Origin of the sequence: Mesorhizobium sp. ES1-4 (assembly GCF_020164745.1) — a bacterium.
Taxonomy (GTDB): Bacteria; Pseudomonadota; Alphaproteobacteria; order Rhizobiales; family Rhizobiaceae; genus Mesorhizobium.
Window position 1 is genome coordinate 359901 of record NZ_JAIUGV010000001.1, and the last position, 17183, is coordinate 377083.

14 protein-coding genes are annotated in these 17183 nt (G+C 62.7%); 4 read left to right on the top strand and 10 right to left on the bottom strand.

Features of this window, described 5'->3' with window-relative positions:
* Positions 1–13: 13 nt before the first annotated feature.
* The 3 genes from LB556_RS01885 to LB556_RS01895 are packed head-to-tail and all read right to left on the bottom strand — an operon-like array spanning position 14 to position 2763.
* Positions 14–937, bottom strand: a complete 924-nt coding sequence (locus LB556_RS01885; protein ID WP_224562550.1) for an ABC transporter permease — start codon at positions 935–937, stop codon at positions 14–16.
* Between the two features lie 5 nt (positions 938–942).
* A complete protein-coding gene (locus LB556_RS01890; protein ID WP_224562553.1) occupies positions 943–1722 on the bottom strand; it encodes an ABC transporter ATP-binding protein in 780 nt (259 codons plus the stop codon).
* A 57-nt stretch (positions 1723–1779) separates the two neighbouring features.
* Positions 1780–2763: an ABC transporter substrate-binding protein gene (locus tag LB556_RS01895; RefSeq protein ID WP_224563844.1), complete on the bottom strand. Its 984-nt coding sequence runs from the start codon at positions 2761–2763 to the stop codon at positions 1780–1782.
* A gap of 151 nt (positions 2764–2914) precedes the next feature.
* Between LB556_RS01895 and LB556_RS01900 the strand changes: the two genes are divergently transcribed.
* Positions 2915–3685: a GntR family transcriptional regulator gene (locus LB556_RS01900; RefSeq protein ID WP_224562571.1), complete on the top strand. Its 771-nt coding sequence runs from the start codon at positions 2915–2917 to the stop codon at positions 3683–3685.
* Between the two features lie 331 nt (positions 3686–4016).
* Positions 4017–4760, top strand: coding sequence for a transcriptional repressor LexA (gene lexA / locus LB556_RS01905; RefSeq protein WP_224562574.1), 744 nt, complete (start codon positions 4017–4019; stop codon positions 4758–4760).
* Here the strand turns inward: lexA and LB556_RS01910 are convergent.
* Positions 4754–7198 carry a ComEC/Rec2 family competence protein gene (locus tag LB556_RS01910; protein ID WP_224562577.1) on the bottom strand — a complete coding sequence of 815 codons (2445 nt, stop codon included), beginning with the start codon at positions 7196–7198 and terminating at the stop codon, positions 4754–4756. The two genes, lexA and LB556_RS01910, sit on opposite strands and share 7 nt — an antisense overlap.
* 102 nt (positions 7199–7300) lie before the next feature.
* Here LB556_RS01910 and gltX point away from each other — a divergent pair, with 102 nt between their 5' ends.
* Positions 7301–8725 (top strand): glutamate--tRNA ligase, encoded by a 1425-nt coding sequence (gene gltX, locus LB556_RS01915; RefSeq protein ID WP_224562580.1) that lies wholly within the window; start codon positions 7301–7303, stop codon positions 8723–8725.
* Positions 8726–8907: 182 nt separating this feature from the next.
* On the top strand, positions 8908–10236 hold the full coding sequence (gltA, locus tag LB556_RS01920) for a citrate synthase (RefSeq protein WP_224562584.1): 1329 nt from the start codon (positions 8908–8910) through the stop codon (positions 10234–10236).
* Between the two features lie 67 nt (positions 10237–10303).
* Here the strand turns inward: gltA and lpxB are convergent, their stop codons facing one another.
* The 6 genes from lpxB to bamA form a co-directional block, all read right to left on the bottom strand.
* Entirely contained in the window at positions 10304–11482 is a 1179-nt protein-coding gene (lpxB, locus tag LB556_RS01925) for a lipid-A-disaccharide synthase (RefSeq protein WP_224562587.1), read from the bottom strand.
* Positions 11475–12389, bottom strand: coding sequence for an LpxI family protein (locus LB556_RS01930; protein WP_411908555.1), 915 nt, complete (start codon positions 12387–12389; stop codon positions 11475–11477). Before LB556_RS01930 ends, lpxB begins: the two co-directional genes overlap by 8 nt.
* Positions 12361–13194 (bottom strand): acyl-ACP--UDP-N-acetylglucosamine O-acyltransferase, encoded by an 834-nt coding sequence (gene lpxA, locus LB556_RS01935; RefSeq protein WP_224562590.1) that lies wholly within the window; start codon positions 13192–13194, stop codon positions 12361–12363. The genes LB556_RS01930 and lpxA overlap by 29 nt, the downstream gene beginning before the upstream one ends.
* Before the next feature lie 13 nt (positions 13195–13207).
* On the bottom strand, positions 13208–13675 hold the full coding sequence (fabZ, locus tag LB556_RS01940) for a 3-hydroxyacyl-ACP dehydratase FabZ (RefSeq protein ID WP_224562591.1): 468 nt from the start codon (positions 13673–13675) through the stop codon (positions 13208–13210).
* The gene (lpxD, locus tag LB556_RS01945) at positions 13668–14723 is read right to left on the bottom strand and encodes a UDP-3-O-(3-hydroxymyristoyl)glucosamine N-acyltransferase (RefSeq protein WP_224562592.1); all 1056 of its coding nucleotides are present in this window, start codon (positions 14721–14723) and stop codon (positions 13668–13670) included. Before lpxD ends, fabZ begins: the two co-directional genes overlap by 8 nt.
* 75 nt (positions 14724–14798) lie before the next feature.
* Positions 14799–17171 (bottom strand): outer membrane protein assembly factor BamA, encoded by a 2373-nt coding sequence (gene bamA / locus LB556_RS01950; protein ID WP_224562593.1) that lies wholly within the window; start codon positions 17169–17171, stop codon positions 14799–14801.
* Positions 17172–17183: the final 12 nt, after the last annotated feature.

Here is a 17183-nt window from a genome sequence, read left to right on the forward strand (position 1 = left end):
TGACATTCCCTGGTTATTCACGGATGGCTTCGCGGGCAGGCGCCGGTCCCCGGCTACGCTTGAGGCTGGGCAAGGCAAGCATGGCCAGCACGAACAGGCCCGTGGCAAGCTTCAGGTCAGGCGGCGGCATGCCGGCGGCAAGGCAGAACGACACCAACTGGTAGTAGATGATCGCACCGGCGAAAGGCGCCAGCAGCTGACGCCAGACTGTCTGCTTGCCGACGACAGCCTCGCCGATCATCAATGCGGCAAGGCCGTTGATGAGAATCCCCAACCCCATATTGACGTCGGCAAATCCCTGCGACTGCACCATCAGTGCGCCGCTTGACGCCGAAAACGCGCTCGCCAGTCCGACATCGCCTATGGTCGCCGCCCAGACATTGATGCCTTGCGCCTCGGCCATATCAGGATTGGCGCCCACGGCGCGCACCGCGGTCCCCTTCTCGGTCCTGAAGAACATGTAGAGCGCCGCAAAGACGAGGAGTGCGAGAAGGCCGGCGACGACAATCTTGCTGGCCGGGAACCCAGGCCGTGCGAATGGCACCCAGTCGAACACGGTAGGCGAACCGAAGACGGAGAGGTTGGATTTGCCCATGATGCGAAGGTTGATGCTGTAAAGCATCGTCATCATCAGGATACCCGCGAGAAGCGTGTGGATGCGGAAGCGCAGATGGATGAAGGCGGTGCAGCAGCCCGCCGCGAAGCCGGCGACAAGGGCGGCGGCAATGCCCATCAGCGGCGATGCGCCGGCGGCAAGGAGGACGCCGCAGACGCAACCACCCAGCGGAAAGGCGCCTTCGCTGGTGAGATCGGGAAAATTCAGCATCCGAAACGGGATCATGATCCCGAGCACGACAAAGGCCAGGATCAGGCTTTGCGCCAGGGTGACCGGGATGATCGCGACGAAGCTGGTCAGAACGTCCGCAATAAAGCCCATGATGATCAGCCCGCCAGCAACATGCGATCCGTCTTGACGGAGAAATGGCCGATCAGATCGATAACCGTGACCCTCGCCTTCTCTTCGCCAGCGACCTCCAGAAGGACGCGGCCCGCGTCGAGCATGATCACCCGGCTGCCATAGTCGACGGCATGCTGCATGTTGTGTGTCACCATCAGGGTGGTCAGTTTCAGCGCGTCGACGGCTCGTACCGTTGCCTGCATGACGATCTCGGCCGTGCGCGGGTCGAGCGCCGCGGTATGCTCGTCGAGCAGCAGCAAATCCGGCGATCCGCCGACCGCCATGATCAGAGACAGGGATTGCCTCTGTCCACCCGAGAGCAGGTCGACGCGCGTGTCGAGGCGATTTTCAAGGCCGAGGCCCAATATCGACAGCCGCTCCTTGTAAGACGCAAGCCGAGCCGCGTTCAGCCCCTGGCGCAAGGTGCGCTTTGTGCTGCGCAAATCGGCCAGCAGCATATTTTCCGCGACCGTCATGCTGGCGGCTGTGCCGCGCATCGGATCCTGAAAGACGCGGGCCAGTTTCGCGGCGCGCTTGTGCACCGGCATTCCTGTCACGTCGGCGCCGTTGATCAGGATTTGGCCGGAATCAAGGATCAGAGCTCCGGAAACGGCATTGAGCATGCTGCTCTTGCCGGCCCCGTTGGAGCCGATGACGATTCCGAACTCGCCTGTGGCCAGGGACAGGCTAAGGTCATCCAGCGCGACCTTCTCGTCGGCCTGGCCCCTGTAGAACACTTTACGCGCGGATCTGATCTCGAGCATCGTTCCTCCCTGACCTGATGGTGACGGCTTTCCCGCCGTCACCCTCGCGGCCAGATGTCAGTCGACGATGCAGCCGCAATCGGCCAACGAGGCCGGTATCTCGATGCCGAAGGCGGCCATCGCCTTGCGCGAGATCGTTGCCATGTGGTCCTTGTAAGCCGGGCGCGACGGCGCGATCGTCTTGGGATCCTTGCCCTTGAGGATTTCGGCCGCGATGTTGCCGGCGTTGATGCCGACCTGCGTGTAATTGACCGCGAAGCTTGCCGGTACGGTGCCGTTGCGGACCGCGCTGTCATCGGAGTTGACGACCGGGATACCGGCCTGGCGAGCGGCTGCGGAGACAGCGGCGATCGCCGGCTGGATCAGGTTCGAAGCCGGGCCGTAGATCACGTCGGCCTTGCCGGCGAGCGAAGCGATGCGTTGCTGGATGTCATTGACGTTGTCGATGCCGACCTCCACGACCTCGAAGCCGGCCGCGGGTGCCGCCGCCTTGATCTTTTCGATCAGGGCAACATCGTTGGCCTCGCCTGGATTGTAAGGCACGCCAAAGCGCTTGGCGTTCGGCAGCAGCTTCTTGGTGAAGGCCATCACCGCGGCGACATCCTGCAGATCGCTGGCGCCGGTCATGCCTTCGTCTCCGGAGTCCCATGACGGCACCAGCTTGGCCGCGACCGGATCGGTGACCGCGGCAAAGACGATCGGAATGCCGGAGCCCGCGAGCGCTTTCTTGGCGATCTGCGAGACCGGCGTGGTGATGGTGTAGATCAGCTTGGGCTGCTCCGCCTGCAGCTTGGCGATCATCTGCGGCACCAGCGATGCATCGAAATTGGTATGACTCTCCGAATAGATGACGTCCTTGCCCTCGACGAAGCCGTTGTCCGTCAGCGCCTTCTTGAAGCCGGCTATGGCAGCGTTGAGCTGGGGGTGCTCGCCGAAATTGGCGATGCCGATGCGTATCTGGTCGGCGGCGGCATTGCCGGCGCTCATCAACGCGCCAGCCAGGAACAAGCCCGACAACCAAGCGGATTTCGACTTCAACATCATTTCCTCCCAGATTTGATCAGCGCCGCCGCTTGCAGCGCGGCTACTGCGGCGATCATGGTCAGTGCGTCCGCTTGTGTCAAACATTATATATAATTCTTGCTATGACCACACATCATATATAATTTCTGCGAGCGACGGACGGACCGCGATGCAGGATCAAACGAGTTCCACAAAGACGGAGGCAGCCTATCAGCTGTTGCGGCGCGACATCCTGACCACGCGCCTCATGCCCGGGGCTCCGCTGAAGCTGAGCGCGCTGCGCGGCACCTATGGCGTCGGCTGGACACCGTTGCGCGAAGCCTTGTCGCGGCTCGAGGCCGAACGCCTGGTCACCACCATCAGCAATCGCGGTTTTGCCGTGGCACCCGTGTCGCGGGCCGAACTTGAGGACCTGGCACGCGCCAGGATGGTGGTCGAGATCCCCCTGTTCCTCGAAGCGATGGAGAAAGGCGGCAAGGAGTGGGAGGATGCCGTTGTCACCGCCCATTACCGGCTCTCCCGTTGCAAGACCGCCGTCGACGATCCCTCGGATGCGGCCGTCGACAAATGGGACGAGAACCACGATGCTTTCCATGCGGCGCTGCTGAGCGCCGCCACATGCAACTGGCTGCTGCGGTTCCGCTCGACAATCTCGGATCAGCTGCGCCGGCATCATCGCTTTCTTGGTCTGGCGCCGACACTGCGGGCCGCGGCTGGCCTCAAGGAAGGCTATGAAGAGGCAATGGAGGCACTGCGCGAGGCGATCGCGATCGAACACCACACAGCGATCATGGAAGCGGCACTCGATCGTGATGTCGAGCGAGCCAAGGCGCTGATGACGGCGCATATCGGCTATACCCTGCACGTCTATGTTCACAGTGAAGACAGCGGCGCGACCAAATACGCCGCCCGCGCCGGCCGAAGTGCGCCAAACGCCTGATCCATCCCCGTCCCGAAGTTGGCAACAGTTGGCGTTTTGGTTTCGTTTCGTTCCACGATTAGTGGCCCCCGGGGAAAGCTTTCCAAAGCCTGACGCCAAAGCTCGTCAACGGATAGACCACAGGCCGTTAACCAAGCGATTTCAATGCGCCTGTCGATGCCGCCGAGGATCGGTTTCTGCCCGCTGTCGCCAGCAAAAAACTACGGACGCCTTAACAAATTCATTAAACTTTAAACGGTTGCGGAACACAACTGGAACAGATAGTGTTTGTTCTGGGTTTGTTTTTTCGATTCTGGTTTCAGACCTCTCGTTCAATGCCTTGGGGGCCGCCATGCTGACACGCAAGCAACATGAACTGCTGATGTTCATCCACGAACGGCTCAAGGAAAGCGGGATACCCCCCTCCTTCGACGAGATGAAGGAAGCGCTCGATCTTGCCTCCAAGTCGGGGATCCATCGTTTGATCACGGCGCTGGAGGAACGCGGCTTCATTCGCCGGCTACCCAATCGGGCGCGCGCGCTGGAAGTGCTGCGGTTGCCGGACTCGATCGCGCCGGGTCTCAATGCGGCAAAGAAATTCTCGCCAAGCGTCATCCAGGGTAGCCTTGGCCAAGGCAATCTCGGCCGTCAGGTCAGGCCGGCTGCTGCGCCTTCGCGTCTGCCAGCGGCCGGTAACGACGACGATGCGGTTTCGGCCGTGTCCATCCCGGTCATGGGCCGTATCGCCGCCGGTGTGCCGATCGATGCCATCCAGCATCAGACACATTCGATCTCGGTGCCGCCGGACATGATCATGGGCGGCGAACATTATGCGCTGGAGGTCAAGGGCGACTCGATGATCGAGGCCGGTATTTTCGATGGCGACACGGTCATCATCCGCAATGCCGATACGGCAAGTCCGGGCGAAATCATCGTGGCGCTGGTCGACGAGGAGGAAGCGACGCTAAAACGGTTCCGCCGCAAAGGCGCTTCGATCGCGCTCGAAGCCGCCAACCCGGCCTATGAAACCCGCATCTTCGGACCGGACAGGGTCAAGGTACAAGGCAAGCTGGTCGGGTTGATCAGGCGCTACTGAGCGGGTTTGCTGTTGGGTCTTTTATAGGGCGGCAGCCCCCTCGCCTCGCGTGAGAATTTTCGCTGCTCGTGCCAGGGCCGGTATGGTCCGTCGACAGCGAATTCGATCGCAGCCGGGGTCGTGGCGGACCGGGGATCGAAGAAGACAGCGGCACTCCCCTTGCGGGCGAGTTGCCGTTTCGTGACGACGAGAACCAGCGGGTTGTGGCAGGCGTCATATGCGGTCACGTCGTTGACGACGATCAGGTCCGCGAAAGCGCAGGCCTTCCAGGTGTTCTTGCGATCCTCGACATAGGCGATGATGGCGCCGGAAGGGTGCCTGGCAAGGCACAGGCCTTCACGGCAATAGAAAGGCGATCCTTGCGGCAGGTCGGTGGGACTGGCGATGTCGAATTGCCTGTCTGTCTTGTCGAACATTTCCGGTTTGACGATCGTTTCGGAGACCAGGGCGCGTTTCCAGTTGTCGGTTGCGAATTGGTTCGGACGTTCCCGATTGACGGCCAGTTCGCCATTGCCGATCGGCAGCGCGACAAGCCGCGCATCTTCCGAGATCAGCACATCGGGCGGGCGTGTGTGCGACACGGTCAACAAGCCGGCAAGCGCGAATGGAAGCGCCGCGAGGCGCAGCCACGTCGTCGCCATCGTCGCGATGACCAGAGCGACGGTGACCAGCAGCACGGATTGCTGCGAAATCAGCCCGACCCCATCGATCGGAGAGCGCTCGGATATCCATGCCGATACCGCGATCATTGCCGTCAGGCCCTTGCCCATGAGGTAGAGAGCCGGCCAATCCAACCCGAACGGCATCAGCACGGCGCTGGCGACAGCCAGGAACATCACCACCGACACAATCGGCATGACGGCGAGGTTGGCGAACAGGCTGAGCGGCGACACCCGCTGGAAATGCCAGATGGCAAACAACGCCGTGGCGCTGCCGGCGATGATGGACGTCATGGCCAATCCACCTGTCGCCAGCAGGAATTTTCGCGTCAGCAACCCCGGCAGGGTTCGTTTCGGTGGCGGTGGCCTTGTCTTTCCCGCGCGGTGGTCGGCCAAGCCGGCATAGGCGCCGATCAGGGCCGCGGTTGCCGCGAACGACATCTGGAAGCTCGGGCCGACAACCTCGTGCGGCGAAACCAGGATGACGGCGATCGCCGAGATCGCCAGGTTGCGCATGGTCAGCGCAGCGCGATCGAACAGGACGGCGAACAGCATCACCGCCAGCATGATGAAGCTGCGTTCGGCGGCGACGACGACGCCGGAGATGACGAGATAGGCAGCGATCGAGAAAAGCGCGGCGGCGGCCGCGTATTTCTTTACCGGCCGGCGCGCGGAAAGGCCTGGAAACAGTGCGAAGGTACCGCGCAGCAGACCCATGATGGTGCCGGCCACCAGTGCCATGTGCAGTCCCGAAATGGAGATGATGTGATAGATGCCGGTACGCCGCATTGCTTCGTTGATTTCATTGGGGATGCCGGCGCGCACGCCCACGATCAGCGCCGCCGCGATCTCGCCTTCGGCGCCGCCAATGCTGCCCCTGATATGGTCGGCGATCGCTTCGCGGGCATTTTCGATGCTGGAAAAAAGGCGTGACGACAGCGGCATCTCGCCGTCATCGGCGGAGACAACGGTCGGATTGCCGAGAAAGAAGCCGCTGCCGCCGATGCCGGCGAAATAGCTCTCGAAGGAGAAGTCGTAACTGTCCGGCCGCACCGGACCGGTCGGCGGCAGCAGCTTGGCGTAGCCGGTGATGAGCGAGCCTGCGGTCATCTCCGGCGGTATCCTGCGTGCCGAGAGCCGGACCCTTTCCGGCGCGTAGCGCAGTTTCGGCCGGGCCGTCGAAATCACGTCGATGGTCATCCGGACGCGACCGGTCTCCATCCCCTCGAGCGAGACCACGCGGCCGGTCAGTTGCGTCGAGATTTCGGAGCCCAGCATCCGGGTTCCGGCTCGCCATGTTTCGACCTTCGCCGCGAGCAGGCCCAGCGCGCACAACAGCACTGCCATGAAACACAGATGGGTTTTCGGCCAGGAGCGCGACACGAAGGCAAAGGCCGTCGCCAGCATCACGACTGCGATGGGCTGTGCAAAATCTGGCTCGGACGCCAGCGAAAAGTAGCCGACCACCCCAACGGCCAGACAGACCGGCACCAGCAGGAAGGCGACACCCCGGTCGAGTTCCAGTTCCGCCGCCTCGGCCACGCCGTGGTGCAGGCGAGGCATTGATATCAGGCCGATTTGCCGGCGCACGCGCACAATCCCGCGTACGACAGAAGATGGAGCGGGCGACGGCAAGTCCGTCTGTAGCGGCTGGGTCGCGGGCGCGGCCACGAGCGGCGGCGGCAGTGGGATCGCCGGAGGCGTCGCAAACAGGGACCTCTCGCTGACGCCGACAATGGCGCCCTCGCCCCCATCCGAGCCCCGGCCTCGTCCAGTCATCGGGTCTGCCCCTTGCGCCCTCGACCCCCTATGCTACATGAACGCGCGAAGCGCGAAAGTCCGCGCACCCGCATCCAGCCTCAGACGTTTTCCGAGAGTTCCATGCCCGACAAGGTCATCACCCGCTTTGCCCCCTCGCCGACCGGCTATCTGCATATCGGCGGCGCGCGCACCGCGCTGTTCAACTGGCTCTACGCAAAACACACCGGCGGCACGATGCTGTTACGCATCGAGGACACCGATCGCGAGCGTTCGACCGATGCGGCCACGTCAGCCATCCTCGACGGCCTGACCTGGCTAGGCCTGTCATGGGACGGCGATGCGGTCTCCCAGTTCGAGCGTGCGCCGCGCCATCGCGAGGTGGCCGAGGAACTGGTGCGTCTGGGCAAGGCCTATTACAGCTACGAGACTTCAGCCGAGCTCGAGGCGATGCGCGTGGCGGCACGCGCCAAGAGCCTGCCGCCACGCTACAACGGCCACTGGCGCGACCGCGCCCCTTCGGAGGCGCCCGCCGGCGTCAAGGGCGCCATCCGCATCAAGGCACCGACTGAGGGCGAGACCGTGGTGCAGGACCGGGTCCAGGGCGAGGTGCGCTTCCCCAACAAGGATCTCGACGACTTCATCATCCTGCGCTCGGACGGCAACCCGACTTACATGCATGCCGTCGTCGTCGACGATCACGACATGGGCGTCACCCACATCATCCGTGGTGACGATCACCTAACCAACGCCGCACGCCAGACCGTGATCTACAACGCCATGGGCTGGGAAGTGCCTTCCATGGCGCATATCCCACTGATCCATGGCGCTGACGGCGCCAAGCTGTCGAAGCGCCATGGCGCGCTTGGCGTCGAGGCCTATCGCGCCATGGGCTATCTGCCGGAGGCGCTGCTCAACTATCTGGCGCGGCTGGGATGGAGCCACGGCGACGACGAGATCATGTCAATCAAGGACATGATCTCCTGGTTCGACATCGGCGACGTCAACAAGGGCGCGGCGCGCTTCGACTTCGCCAAGCTGGAAGCGATCAACGGCGCGCATATGCGCCGCATGGCCGACACTGAGCTGTTCGATATCTTCATCGCCACCTTGCCCTACCTGGAGGGCGGCCCGGCGATGGCGGCGCGCCTCGACGAGAAGAACAAGGCACAGTTGCTGGCGGCACTCCCCGGCCTCAAGGAGCGCGCCAAGACGCTGGTCGAGCTTGTCGACGGCGCCGGCTTCCTGTTTGCCGAGCGGCCGCTGCCGATCGACGACAAGGCAGCACTCCTGCTCAATGACGATGCCCGCGAGATCCTGCGCGGCGCTCACAAAGCTTTGAACGCGCTTTCGGGCGACTGGACAGCCGCCACGGCCGAAACCGCGATCCGCGGCTATGCGCTGGCTGGCGGCCACAAGCTTGGCGCCGTGGCCCAGCCGCTGCGGGCTGCCCTGACCGGCAAAAGCACTTCGCCGGGCGTGTTCGACGTGCTGGCCGTGCTGGGGCGTGAGGAAAGCCTCGCGCGTATAGCGGATCAAATCGATTAGGAGCAAACTGGCCCAAGAAGATTGGCATTGAAAGGCGCGTTTCGCAGTGCAACATTAGGCTCTGGCCCAATCTGGCACGCACCTCCTGGAATGCGGTGGCGAATACGCGCATTGCGATCATTTCGACGTGTCGCTCTGCGGAATTGCCTTTGCCGGCATGAGGAAACAAGAAGGAGTTTGCAATGACCGAAGCTGCGAAAAAACTGGATGTGGGCGCCAAGAGCCAGGAAGCCACGGCAACGCTGGAATTGGCCGGCAAGACCCATGAATTCAAGGTGCGAAGCGGCTCGGTCGGACCTGACGTCATCGACATCGCCTCGCTCTACAGCACCACCGGCGCCTTCACCTATGACCCCGGCTTCACCTCGACGGCAAGCTGCGAGTCGGAGATCACCTTCATCGATGGTGATGCCGGCATCCTCCTGCATCGCGGCTACCCGATCGACCAGCTGGCCGAACACGGCGATTTCCTCGAAGTCTGTTACCTCCTGCTTTACGGCGAGCTGCCCACCAAGGCGCAGAAGGACGATTTCGACTACCGGGTGACGCGCCACACCATGGTGCACGAGCAGATGTCGCGCTTCTTCACCGGCTTCCGCCGCGACGCGCACCCGATGGCGGTGATGTGCGGCGTGGTCGGCGCGCTGTCGGCCTTCTATCACGACTCGACAGACATCTCCGACCCGTACCAGCGCATGGTTGCGTCCATGCGCCTGATCGCCAAAATGCCGACGATCGCGGCCATGGCCTACAAGTACCACATCGGCCAGCCCTTTATTTACCCGAAGAACGATCTCGGTTTCGCGGCAAACTTCCTGCATATGTGCTTCGCCGTGCCGTGCGAGGAATACAAGATCAACCCGGTCCTGGCGCGCGCCATGGAGCGCATCTTCATCCTGCACGCCGACCATGAGCAGAACGCGTCGACCTCGACCGTTCGCCTCGCCGGCTCCTCGGGCGCCAACCCGTTCGCCTGCATTGCCGCCGGCATCGCTTGCCTGTGGGGCCCGGCCCATGGTGGCGCCAATGAAGCAGCGCTCAACATGCTGGGCGAGATCGGTCATGTCGATCATATCCCGGAATTCATCGCCCGCGCCAAGGACAAGAACGACCCGTTCCGCCTGATGGGCTTTGGCCACCGCGTCTACAAGAACTACGATCCGCGCGCCAAGATCATGCAGAAGACGGCGCACGAGGTTCTCGGCGAACTCGGCATCAAGGACGATCCGCTGCTCGACATCGCGATGGAACTGGAAAAGATCGCGCTGACCGATCCCTATTTCATCGAGAAGAAGCTCTATCCGAATGTCGACTTCTATTCCGGCATCACGCTGAAGGCGCTTGGCTTCCCCACCACCATGTTCACCGTGCTGTTCGCGGTCGCCCGCACCGTCGGCTGGATCGCGCAGTGGAAGGAAATGATCGAGGATCCGCGCCAGAAGATCGGCCGCCCGCGCCAGCTCTACACCGGCGCGCCGGAGCGCGATTACGTGCCGATCGCCAAGAGGTGAAGTTTAGTGGTGGGTAGTGAAGGATCGGCATTCCACTCACTACTCACTACTCACTACTCACTACTCGCTACTGACTGCCCGCTCTCTTCACGTACCGCATCACGACAGCCGCTGCGATCTCACCGGATGGCTTGTCCGTCGCCATGCGCCGTGAGATCTCGGCAAACCCGTCCTTCTGCGAGGCGCGCATGCCGGTGTCGGCCAACAGCGCTTCCAGCTGACGCGCCAGATTGTTGGGTTTGACGTACTCGTTGTAGAACTCCGGGATCAACGCGCGATCCGAGATCAGGTTGGGCAGCAGGGCCGACCAGACGGAAACGAGATACGGCGCGACGACGCGTGCGACCGGGTCGAGCCGATAGCAGGAGATCATCGGCACCCCGGACAATGCCAGTTCCAGCGAGACCGTGCCCGACGCGATCAACGCCGCGTCGGCCTTGCCGAAGGCCTGCCATTTGCGCTCAGGCTCAAGGATAATCTCGGGTTTCTCGTCCCAGCGCGTGACCGCGGACCGCACGGTATCGGCGACATGCGGCACCGTCGGCAGCATCAGCCGGAGCCGATGGCCGCGTGTCCGCAACATCGACACTGTCTCGCCAAACGGCTCGAGCAGCCGCCGCACCTCGCCGCCCCGCGAGCCGGGCAGGACAAGCAGCGTCTTCACGCGATCCGGTGAAAGATCACGCGTCTGGGCCTGCGCCTTGGCCGCCGACATCACCCCCGGATCATGCGTCAGGCGATGCCCGACATAGGTGCCCGGCGGCCCGCCCAGCCGATCGAGTTCCTTCACTTCGAACGGCAGGATGCACAGTATGTGGTCGACATAAGGCTTCATCGCCACCGCCCTGCCCGGCCGCCATGCCCAGACGCTCGGGCAGACATAGTGGACGATCGGGATCGACGGGTTGGCCGCGCGCACCTTTTTGGCGACGCGCAGCGAAAAATCGGGACTGTCGATGGTGACTAGGCAGTCCGGCCTGGCGTCCGCAACCATGCCTGCCATCTGGCCGATCCGCCGCATCAGGCGCGGCAGGTCGCGCAGGACGGCACTGAACCCCATCAGCGCAACCTCGCCTGCGTCGAACGGAGGAACCAGCCCGAGCGCCTGCAGGTGGCGGCCGCCAAGGCCGACGAGTTGCACCTCGCGCCCTGTTGTCTGGCGAAGCGCCCGGACGATGTCGGCGCCAAGCAGGTCGCCTGATTCCTCGCCCGCGACGATCGCGATCTTCAGTGCTCTGTCAGCCATGCCCGGGCTCCGTTGCGGCCAGGCCGACGATGAACAGCCCGAGGTCATTGGCCCGCGAGAGGGTTGCGGGACCTTCGAGGATCAGGGAGCGTCCCGCCTCGACGGCAATCCCGGCAAGCCCCGCGGCATGCGCCGCTTCCACCGTCTGTGGCCCCATGGAAGGAAGATCCGCGCGCAACTCCTGGCCGGGCTTGGCGCATTTGACCAGAACGCCGCGCGTCTTGCCGGCGATACGGCCGTGGCCGCGCAGCAGCCTGGCGCGATCCAGCAATCCGGCCGTGCCCTCGATGCCTTCAAGCGCAATGGTCCGGCCGCCGACCGCGATCGCCGCCTGGCCGATATCCAGCGCCCCGATGGCCTTCGCCGCGGCGAAGCCCGCCTCGATGTCGCGCCAGTCCGACTTTCGAGGCGCGGCGTTGGTCAACACCCCTTCGGCGGCGACAAGGTTCGGCACGATCTCGTGGGCGCCCACGACCTTGATCCCCCGGGCCTCGAGCCCGCGCGCCACCACCTTGAGCAGCCCATCATCGCCACGCGCCAACGCCATGACAACGACGGGTATCACGGCGAGCAGGCTGAGGCTTGGACGCAATTGTGTCAGTCTGGGCCTGCGCTTTATCTCGCCCGCAAGCACCAGATGGGTGATCCGGTTGCGCTTGAGCAGCGGAACGAGCGATCCTATCGCCTCCAGGGCAAGCGTCTCATGCTCATACTGGCGCAACGCGGCCAGGCGGTCGGCCTCACCGTCCATGAGCACGACGAACGGCGCATGGCCCTGTTCGGCCAGACCGGCAGCGACTTCGACCGGAAGGCTGCCGCCGCCGGCGATGATGCCGACCCTGGCATCAGGCGGGAGATCAAGACCAGCCGCGGCTGTTTCAGCCTTCGTCATCGGTATCGTCGCCATCGCCGCTCTTGAGCGATGGCACCGCATAATGCCGTTTGCCGCGACTGGTGATGAAGTCGATGATCTTCATCGCCGTCGGCGACGAGGCGAACTCGGCTTTGGCGAACTCGATGTTCTCGCCGACCGTGCGGGAGCGGTCGAAAATCGTCTTATAGGCCTTGCGCAGCAGATAGATTTCGGAACGCGGTAGACCGGCGCGCTTGAGGCCGATGATGTTCAAGCCGCGCAGGCTGGCGCGGTTGCCGACCGCGATGGCATAGGGAATGACATCGCCAACAAAAGCCGAGCATCCGCCAAGAAAGGCGTTGTCGCCGACACGCACGAATTGATGAACCGCGCTGAGGCCGCCAATATAGACGTTGTCGCCGATTTCGCAGTGTCCGCCCAACGTTGCGCCATTGGCGAAGGTCGCGTTCTTGCCGACAACGCAATCATGGGCGATGTGCGCATAGGCGAGGAAGTTGCCATTGTCGCCGACCGTCGTTTCGCCGCGGCTGGTGTCGGTGCCGACATGCATGGTCACGCCTTCGCGGATCGTGCAGTTGGCGCCGATGACGAGCGTGGTGCGGCCGCCCTTGTGCTTGGTATTCTGCGGCGGTCCGCCCAGGATCGCCATCGGATAGACCTTGGTCGATGTTCCGATAGTGGTCGCGCCCATCACCGAGACATGGCTGACCAGTTCGACACCGTCGCCGATCATAGCCTCGGCGCTGACATGGCAGAACGGCCCAATGCGCACACCCTGGCCGATTTGGGCGCCTTCTTCCACGACGGAGGAAGGATGGATTGACGTCTTGATTTTCATGGGCACTCGATTGTCAGTCGCCGGTGACCATCATGGCTGAAATCTCGGCCTCGGCCGCCTTGGTGCCTTCGACCAGGGCTTCGCAGGCGAATTTGAGCAGGTTGCCGCGCTTCTTGATTTTCTTGACATGGATCTTCAACTGGTCGCCGGGAACGACCGGTTTGCGGAATTTGGCGTTGTCGATGGTCAGGAAATAGACCAGCGACGGCTTCGACGCCCCGAGGCTGCGGATGCAGATGGCGCCGGCCGTCTGCGCCATGGCCTCGACGATCAGCACGCCCGGCATCACCGGCTGTTCCGGGAAATGCCCCTGGAAATGCGGCTCGTTTATGGTCACGTTCTTGATACCGATGGCGGAATCGTCACCATCGATGTCCACGATGCGGTCGATCATGAGGAAGGGGTAACGATGCGGCAGGAGCTTCATCAGCCCCAATATGTCGACCGCTTCCAGCGTTGTCCCCGCCACCATGTCAGCCATTGTCCTTGCCCTGTTTGCGTGCCCTGGCCATCGTGCGCAACATGGCTATCTCTCGCATGGCTTCCGCCATCGGCTGTGCCGGATAGCCACCCCATATCTCGCCGGCGGGCACATTGCTCATAAACCCACTTCTGGCGGCAAGCTTGGCACCTGTACCGATCGTCAGATGATCCGCAAGCCCGACGCCGCCGCCCATGGTGACATTGTCACCCACCACCACGGAACCGGAAATACCCGAAAGCCCGGCCACTATGCAATTGCGGCCGATGCGGACGTTATGGGCGATCTGCACGAGATTGTCGATCTTGGTGCCTTGCCCGATGATCGTATCGGACATGGCGCCACGATCGACGGTGGAGTTGGAGCCGATCTCGACATCGTCCTGGATCACGACGCGACCGATCTGTGGAACACGCTCCGGCCCCTTGGCGCCACCGACGAAGCCAAACCCGTCCTGGCCAATCCTGGCGCCACCATGGATGATGACCCGATTGCCGATCAGTGCGTATTGGATGCTGGCGCCTGGGCCGATATAGCCGTCACGGCCAATCTGGCAGGACTGTCCGATGACGGCATTGGGCGCAATGACGGTGCGGCTGCCGATCGAGACGCCTGGCCCCACGACTGCCCCGGCCTCGATGATAGCACCGGTTTCGACATGCGCGGTTGGGTCGACATGGGCATGCGGCGAAACACCGGTTTCGCCGGTCATAGGCCCCGGCGTGGCGGCTGTCGGGAACAGCAGGCGCCCAACCAGCGCGAAAGCCTGTTGTGGCCGCGGATGAATGAGGACGGCAACGCTGGAGGGCGCCTTGTTTGCGAACTCCGCCGGACACAGCACCGCCGCTGCCCGCAGCGACGGCATCAGCGCGGAATTGCGCCTGCCGTCGACGAAGACCAGCGCATTGGTGCCGCCTTCATTGGCTGGCGCCAAGGCTTCGATCGCAACGTCGGATTGGCCGGAATCGACAAGCACCGAGCCGGTCAGATTCGCGACTTCGGCCGCCGTATACCGGCGTGATGGCGCGAAGAACACCGGATCGGTCATTCCAGAAGCTATATCCAGCTAGGTCGGAACATTTCTCCCGGATTCAAAACACCCGGGAGCATCGTTGGCCGCCGATCAGAAGCGGGTCGATATGCCGAAGTTGAATTCCTGCACGTCGTCGGTGGCTTCCTTCTTGACCGGGATCGCATAGTCGATACGGATCGGGCCGAACGGCGAGGCCCACATCAGGCCGACGCCCACCGAGGCGCGCAGCTTCATATCGAGAGAACTCTGATCGACCGACGTGCTGATCTTGCTGCCGTAGAGCGTCGCTGCGTCGGCAAACACCGCACCGCGCAGTCCGAAGCTCTCGGGAACGACCGGCAATGGGAACTGCGCTTCGGCCGAGGCATTGAAATAGGTCACCCCCCCCAGATGGTCACCCGTATTCGGGTCCACCGGGCCGATGCCATTATACGCAAAGCCACGGATCATGCGGTCGGTGCTCTGGAACTGATCGAAGATGCGCAGAGTACCGTTATTGCCGTAACTCTCGACATGACCGGCGCCGCCTGAAATCAGCCCAACCAGATCAAGCTGCTCGGACAGCGTCTGGTAGATGCTGCCGCGCCCGGTAAGCTTCACGAACTTGGCGTCACCACCAAGTCCGGCCACTTCGACCGTCGTATTGGCATAGATGCCTTCATGCGGGTTCTTCATGTCATCGATCGTGTTGTAGACCAGCCCCAGGCTGATAGACGACTTGATCCAAGGACTTTGATCGATGCCATCCAAGATGGCGGGCGAAATTGTACAACCGGCGTCAGGAATCCCGTCGCCATTGGCATCGCAATTGCTGTCCAGCTTGTACTTCTCTTGCGAGATGTTGTAGGCTAGCTGCGTCGAAATGCTGTTGGTGATCGGCAGACCGAAGCGCACCGTCGCACCCGTGGTATCGCTGTCGTAGTTGTTTTTGTATTGCCTCGTCGACTTGTAGATGTCGAAGCCGGCGGCGATGCGCCGCCCGAGGAAATACGGCTCGGTGAACGACAGGCTGTAGTCGCGCGAATTCTTGCCGCCACCCGCCGACAGCTTGATGTACTGGCCACGGCCGAGGAAGTTGCGCTCGGTGATCGATCCTTCGACGGACGGACCGGCCGTGTCGCCGCCGGTCGAGTAGCCGGCGCCAACCGAGAATTCACCCGTCGACTTCTCGACCACGTCGACCACCAGCACGACCTGGTCGGGCGCGGAGCCGGGTACCGTCGAGATATCGACTTTGTCAAAGTAATTCAGGTTTTCCAGTCGCTTCTTCGCGCGCTGGATGAGCACCTGGTTGAAAGCATCGCCTTCGCTGACGTCGAATTCGCGGCGAATGACATAGTCACGCGTACGGTCGTTGCCGCGAATTTCGATGCGCTCGACATAGGCCTTGGTGCCTTGGTCGACCGTATAGACCACCGAAATGGTGTGGTTCTCGAAATTGCGGTCGCCGCGCGGCGTCACCTGCGCGAAGGCGTAGCCCGAACCGGCCACCTTCTCGGTCAGCGCGACGATCGTGTCTTCGACTTTCTTGGCGTTGTAGACATCGCCCTTGCGGGTCTCGACCACCGATTCAAGCGACTTCGAGTCCACTTCCGGGATCGTGCTCTCGACACTGACGTCGCCGAAATTATAGCGGTCGCCTTCCTGGACGGTGATGGTGACCGTGTATTTGTTGGTCGCGTTGTCGAGCTCGCCGACAGCGGACACGACCTGGAAATCGGCATAGCCGTGATTGTAGTAGAAGCGGCGTAGCAGCTCCTGGTCGGCGCGCAGCTTGTCCTCGTCATAGACGTCGTCGCGCAGGATGAACGAGACCCAGGAAGAGCGCTTGGTGTTGATCACGTCCGACAGGCGGCGGCTGGAATAGGCGCTGTTGCCGACGAAATTGATTGCCGCGATCTGCGTGCGGTCACCTTCGGTGATGTGGAACACCACATTCACGCGGTTGTCGCCGAGCTCCATGATCTGCGTGGTGACGCCGGCATCGTCACGGCCGATGCGCCGGTAAGCGGCCTTGACCGCCTCGACGTCCGAATCGAGCGTGGCCTGAGAGAACGTGCCGCGCGGCTTCAGCTGAACCGCCGCCTGAAGCGCGTTGTCCTTGAGCTTCTTGTTGCCCTGGAACAGAACCTGATTGACGACCTTGTACTCCGAAACCTTGACCACCAGGGTCGAGCCGACCTGGTTGATCTGGACATCCGAGAACAGGCCGGTGCCGAACAGCGCCTTGACCGCGCTGTCGACGTCGGAACTGGAGAAGGCCTTGCCGGGCTTGATGGTGATGTAGTTGCGAATGGTATCGGCGTCGACACGCTGGTTGCCGCTCACCTCCACCCTGCTTACGACAGCGGCTTGGGCCGCCGATGTGGCAACGAACTGCACTGCGAGCGCACCCGGTACAACCAGAGCGGCGGACAGTGCCGCCGCTGACGCGGCGTTTAGAAACTTGGATGCTGCCTTCATCGGGCTTGATAA

Excerpts from the sequence above, each read along its gene's own strand:
- LB556_RS01885 (WP_224562550.1), bottom strand. The coding sequence starts at position 937 with ATGGGCTTTATTGCGGACGTTCTGACCAGCTTCGTCGCGATCATCCCG.
- LB556_RS01890 (WP_224562553.1), bottom strand. The coding sequence starts at position 1,722 with ATGCTCGAGATCAGATCCGCGCGTAAAGTGTTCTACAGGGGCCAGGCC.
- LB556_RS01895 (WP_224563844.1), bottom strand. The coding sequence starts at position 2,763 with ATGTTGAAGTCGAAATCCGCTTGGTTGTCGGGCTTGTTCCTGGCTGGC.
- LB556_RS01900 (WP_224562571.1), top strand. The coding sequence starts at position 2,915 with ATGCAGGATCAAACGAGTTCCACAAAGACGGAGGCAGCCTATCAGCTG.
- lexA (WP_224562574.1), top strand. The coding sequence starts at position 4,017 with ATGCTGACACGCAAGCAACATGAACTGCTGATGTTCATCCACGAACGG.
- LB556_RS01910 (WP_224562577.1), bottom strand. The coding sequence starts at position 7,198 with ATGACTGGACGAGGCCGGGGCTCGGATGGGGGCGAGGGCGCCATTGTC.
- gltX (WP_224562580.1), top strand. The coding sequence starts at position 7,301 with ATGCCCGACAAGGTCATCACCCGCTTTGCCCCCTCGCCGACCGGCTAT.
- gltA (WP_224562584.1), top strand. The coding sequence starts at position 8,908 with ATGACCGAAGCTGCGAAAAAACTGGATGTGGGCGCCAAGAGCCAGGAA.
- lpxB (WP_224562587.1), bottom strand. The coding sequence starts at position 11,482 with ATGGCTGACAGAGCACTGAAGATCGCGATCGTCGCGGGCGAGGAATCA.
- LB556_RS01930 (WP_411908555.1), bottom strand. The coding sequence starts at position 12,389 with ATGGCGACGATACCGATGACGAAGGCTGAAACAGCCGCGGCTGGTCTT.
- lpxA (WP_224562590.1), bottom strand. The coding sequence starts at position 13,194 with ATGAAAATCAAGACGTCAATCCATCCTTCCTCCGTCGTGGAAGAAGGC.
- fabZ (WP_224562591.1), bottom strand. The coding sequence starts at position 13,675 with ATGGCTGACATGGTGGCGGGGACAACGCTGGAAGCGGTCGACATATTG.
- lpxD (WP_224562592.1), bottom strand. The coding sequence starts at position 14,723 with ATGACCGATCCGGTGTTCTTCGCGCCATCACGCCGGTATACGGCGGCC.
- bamA (WP_224562593.1), bottom strand. The coding sequence starts at position 17,171 with ATGAAGGCAGCATCCAAGTTTCTAAACGCCGCGTCAGCGGCGGCACTG.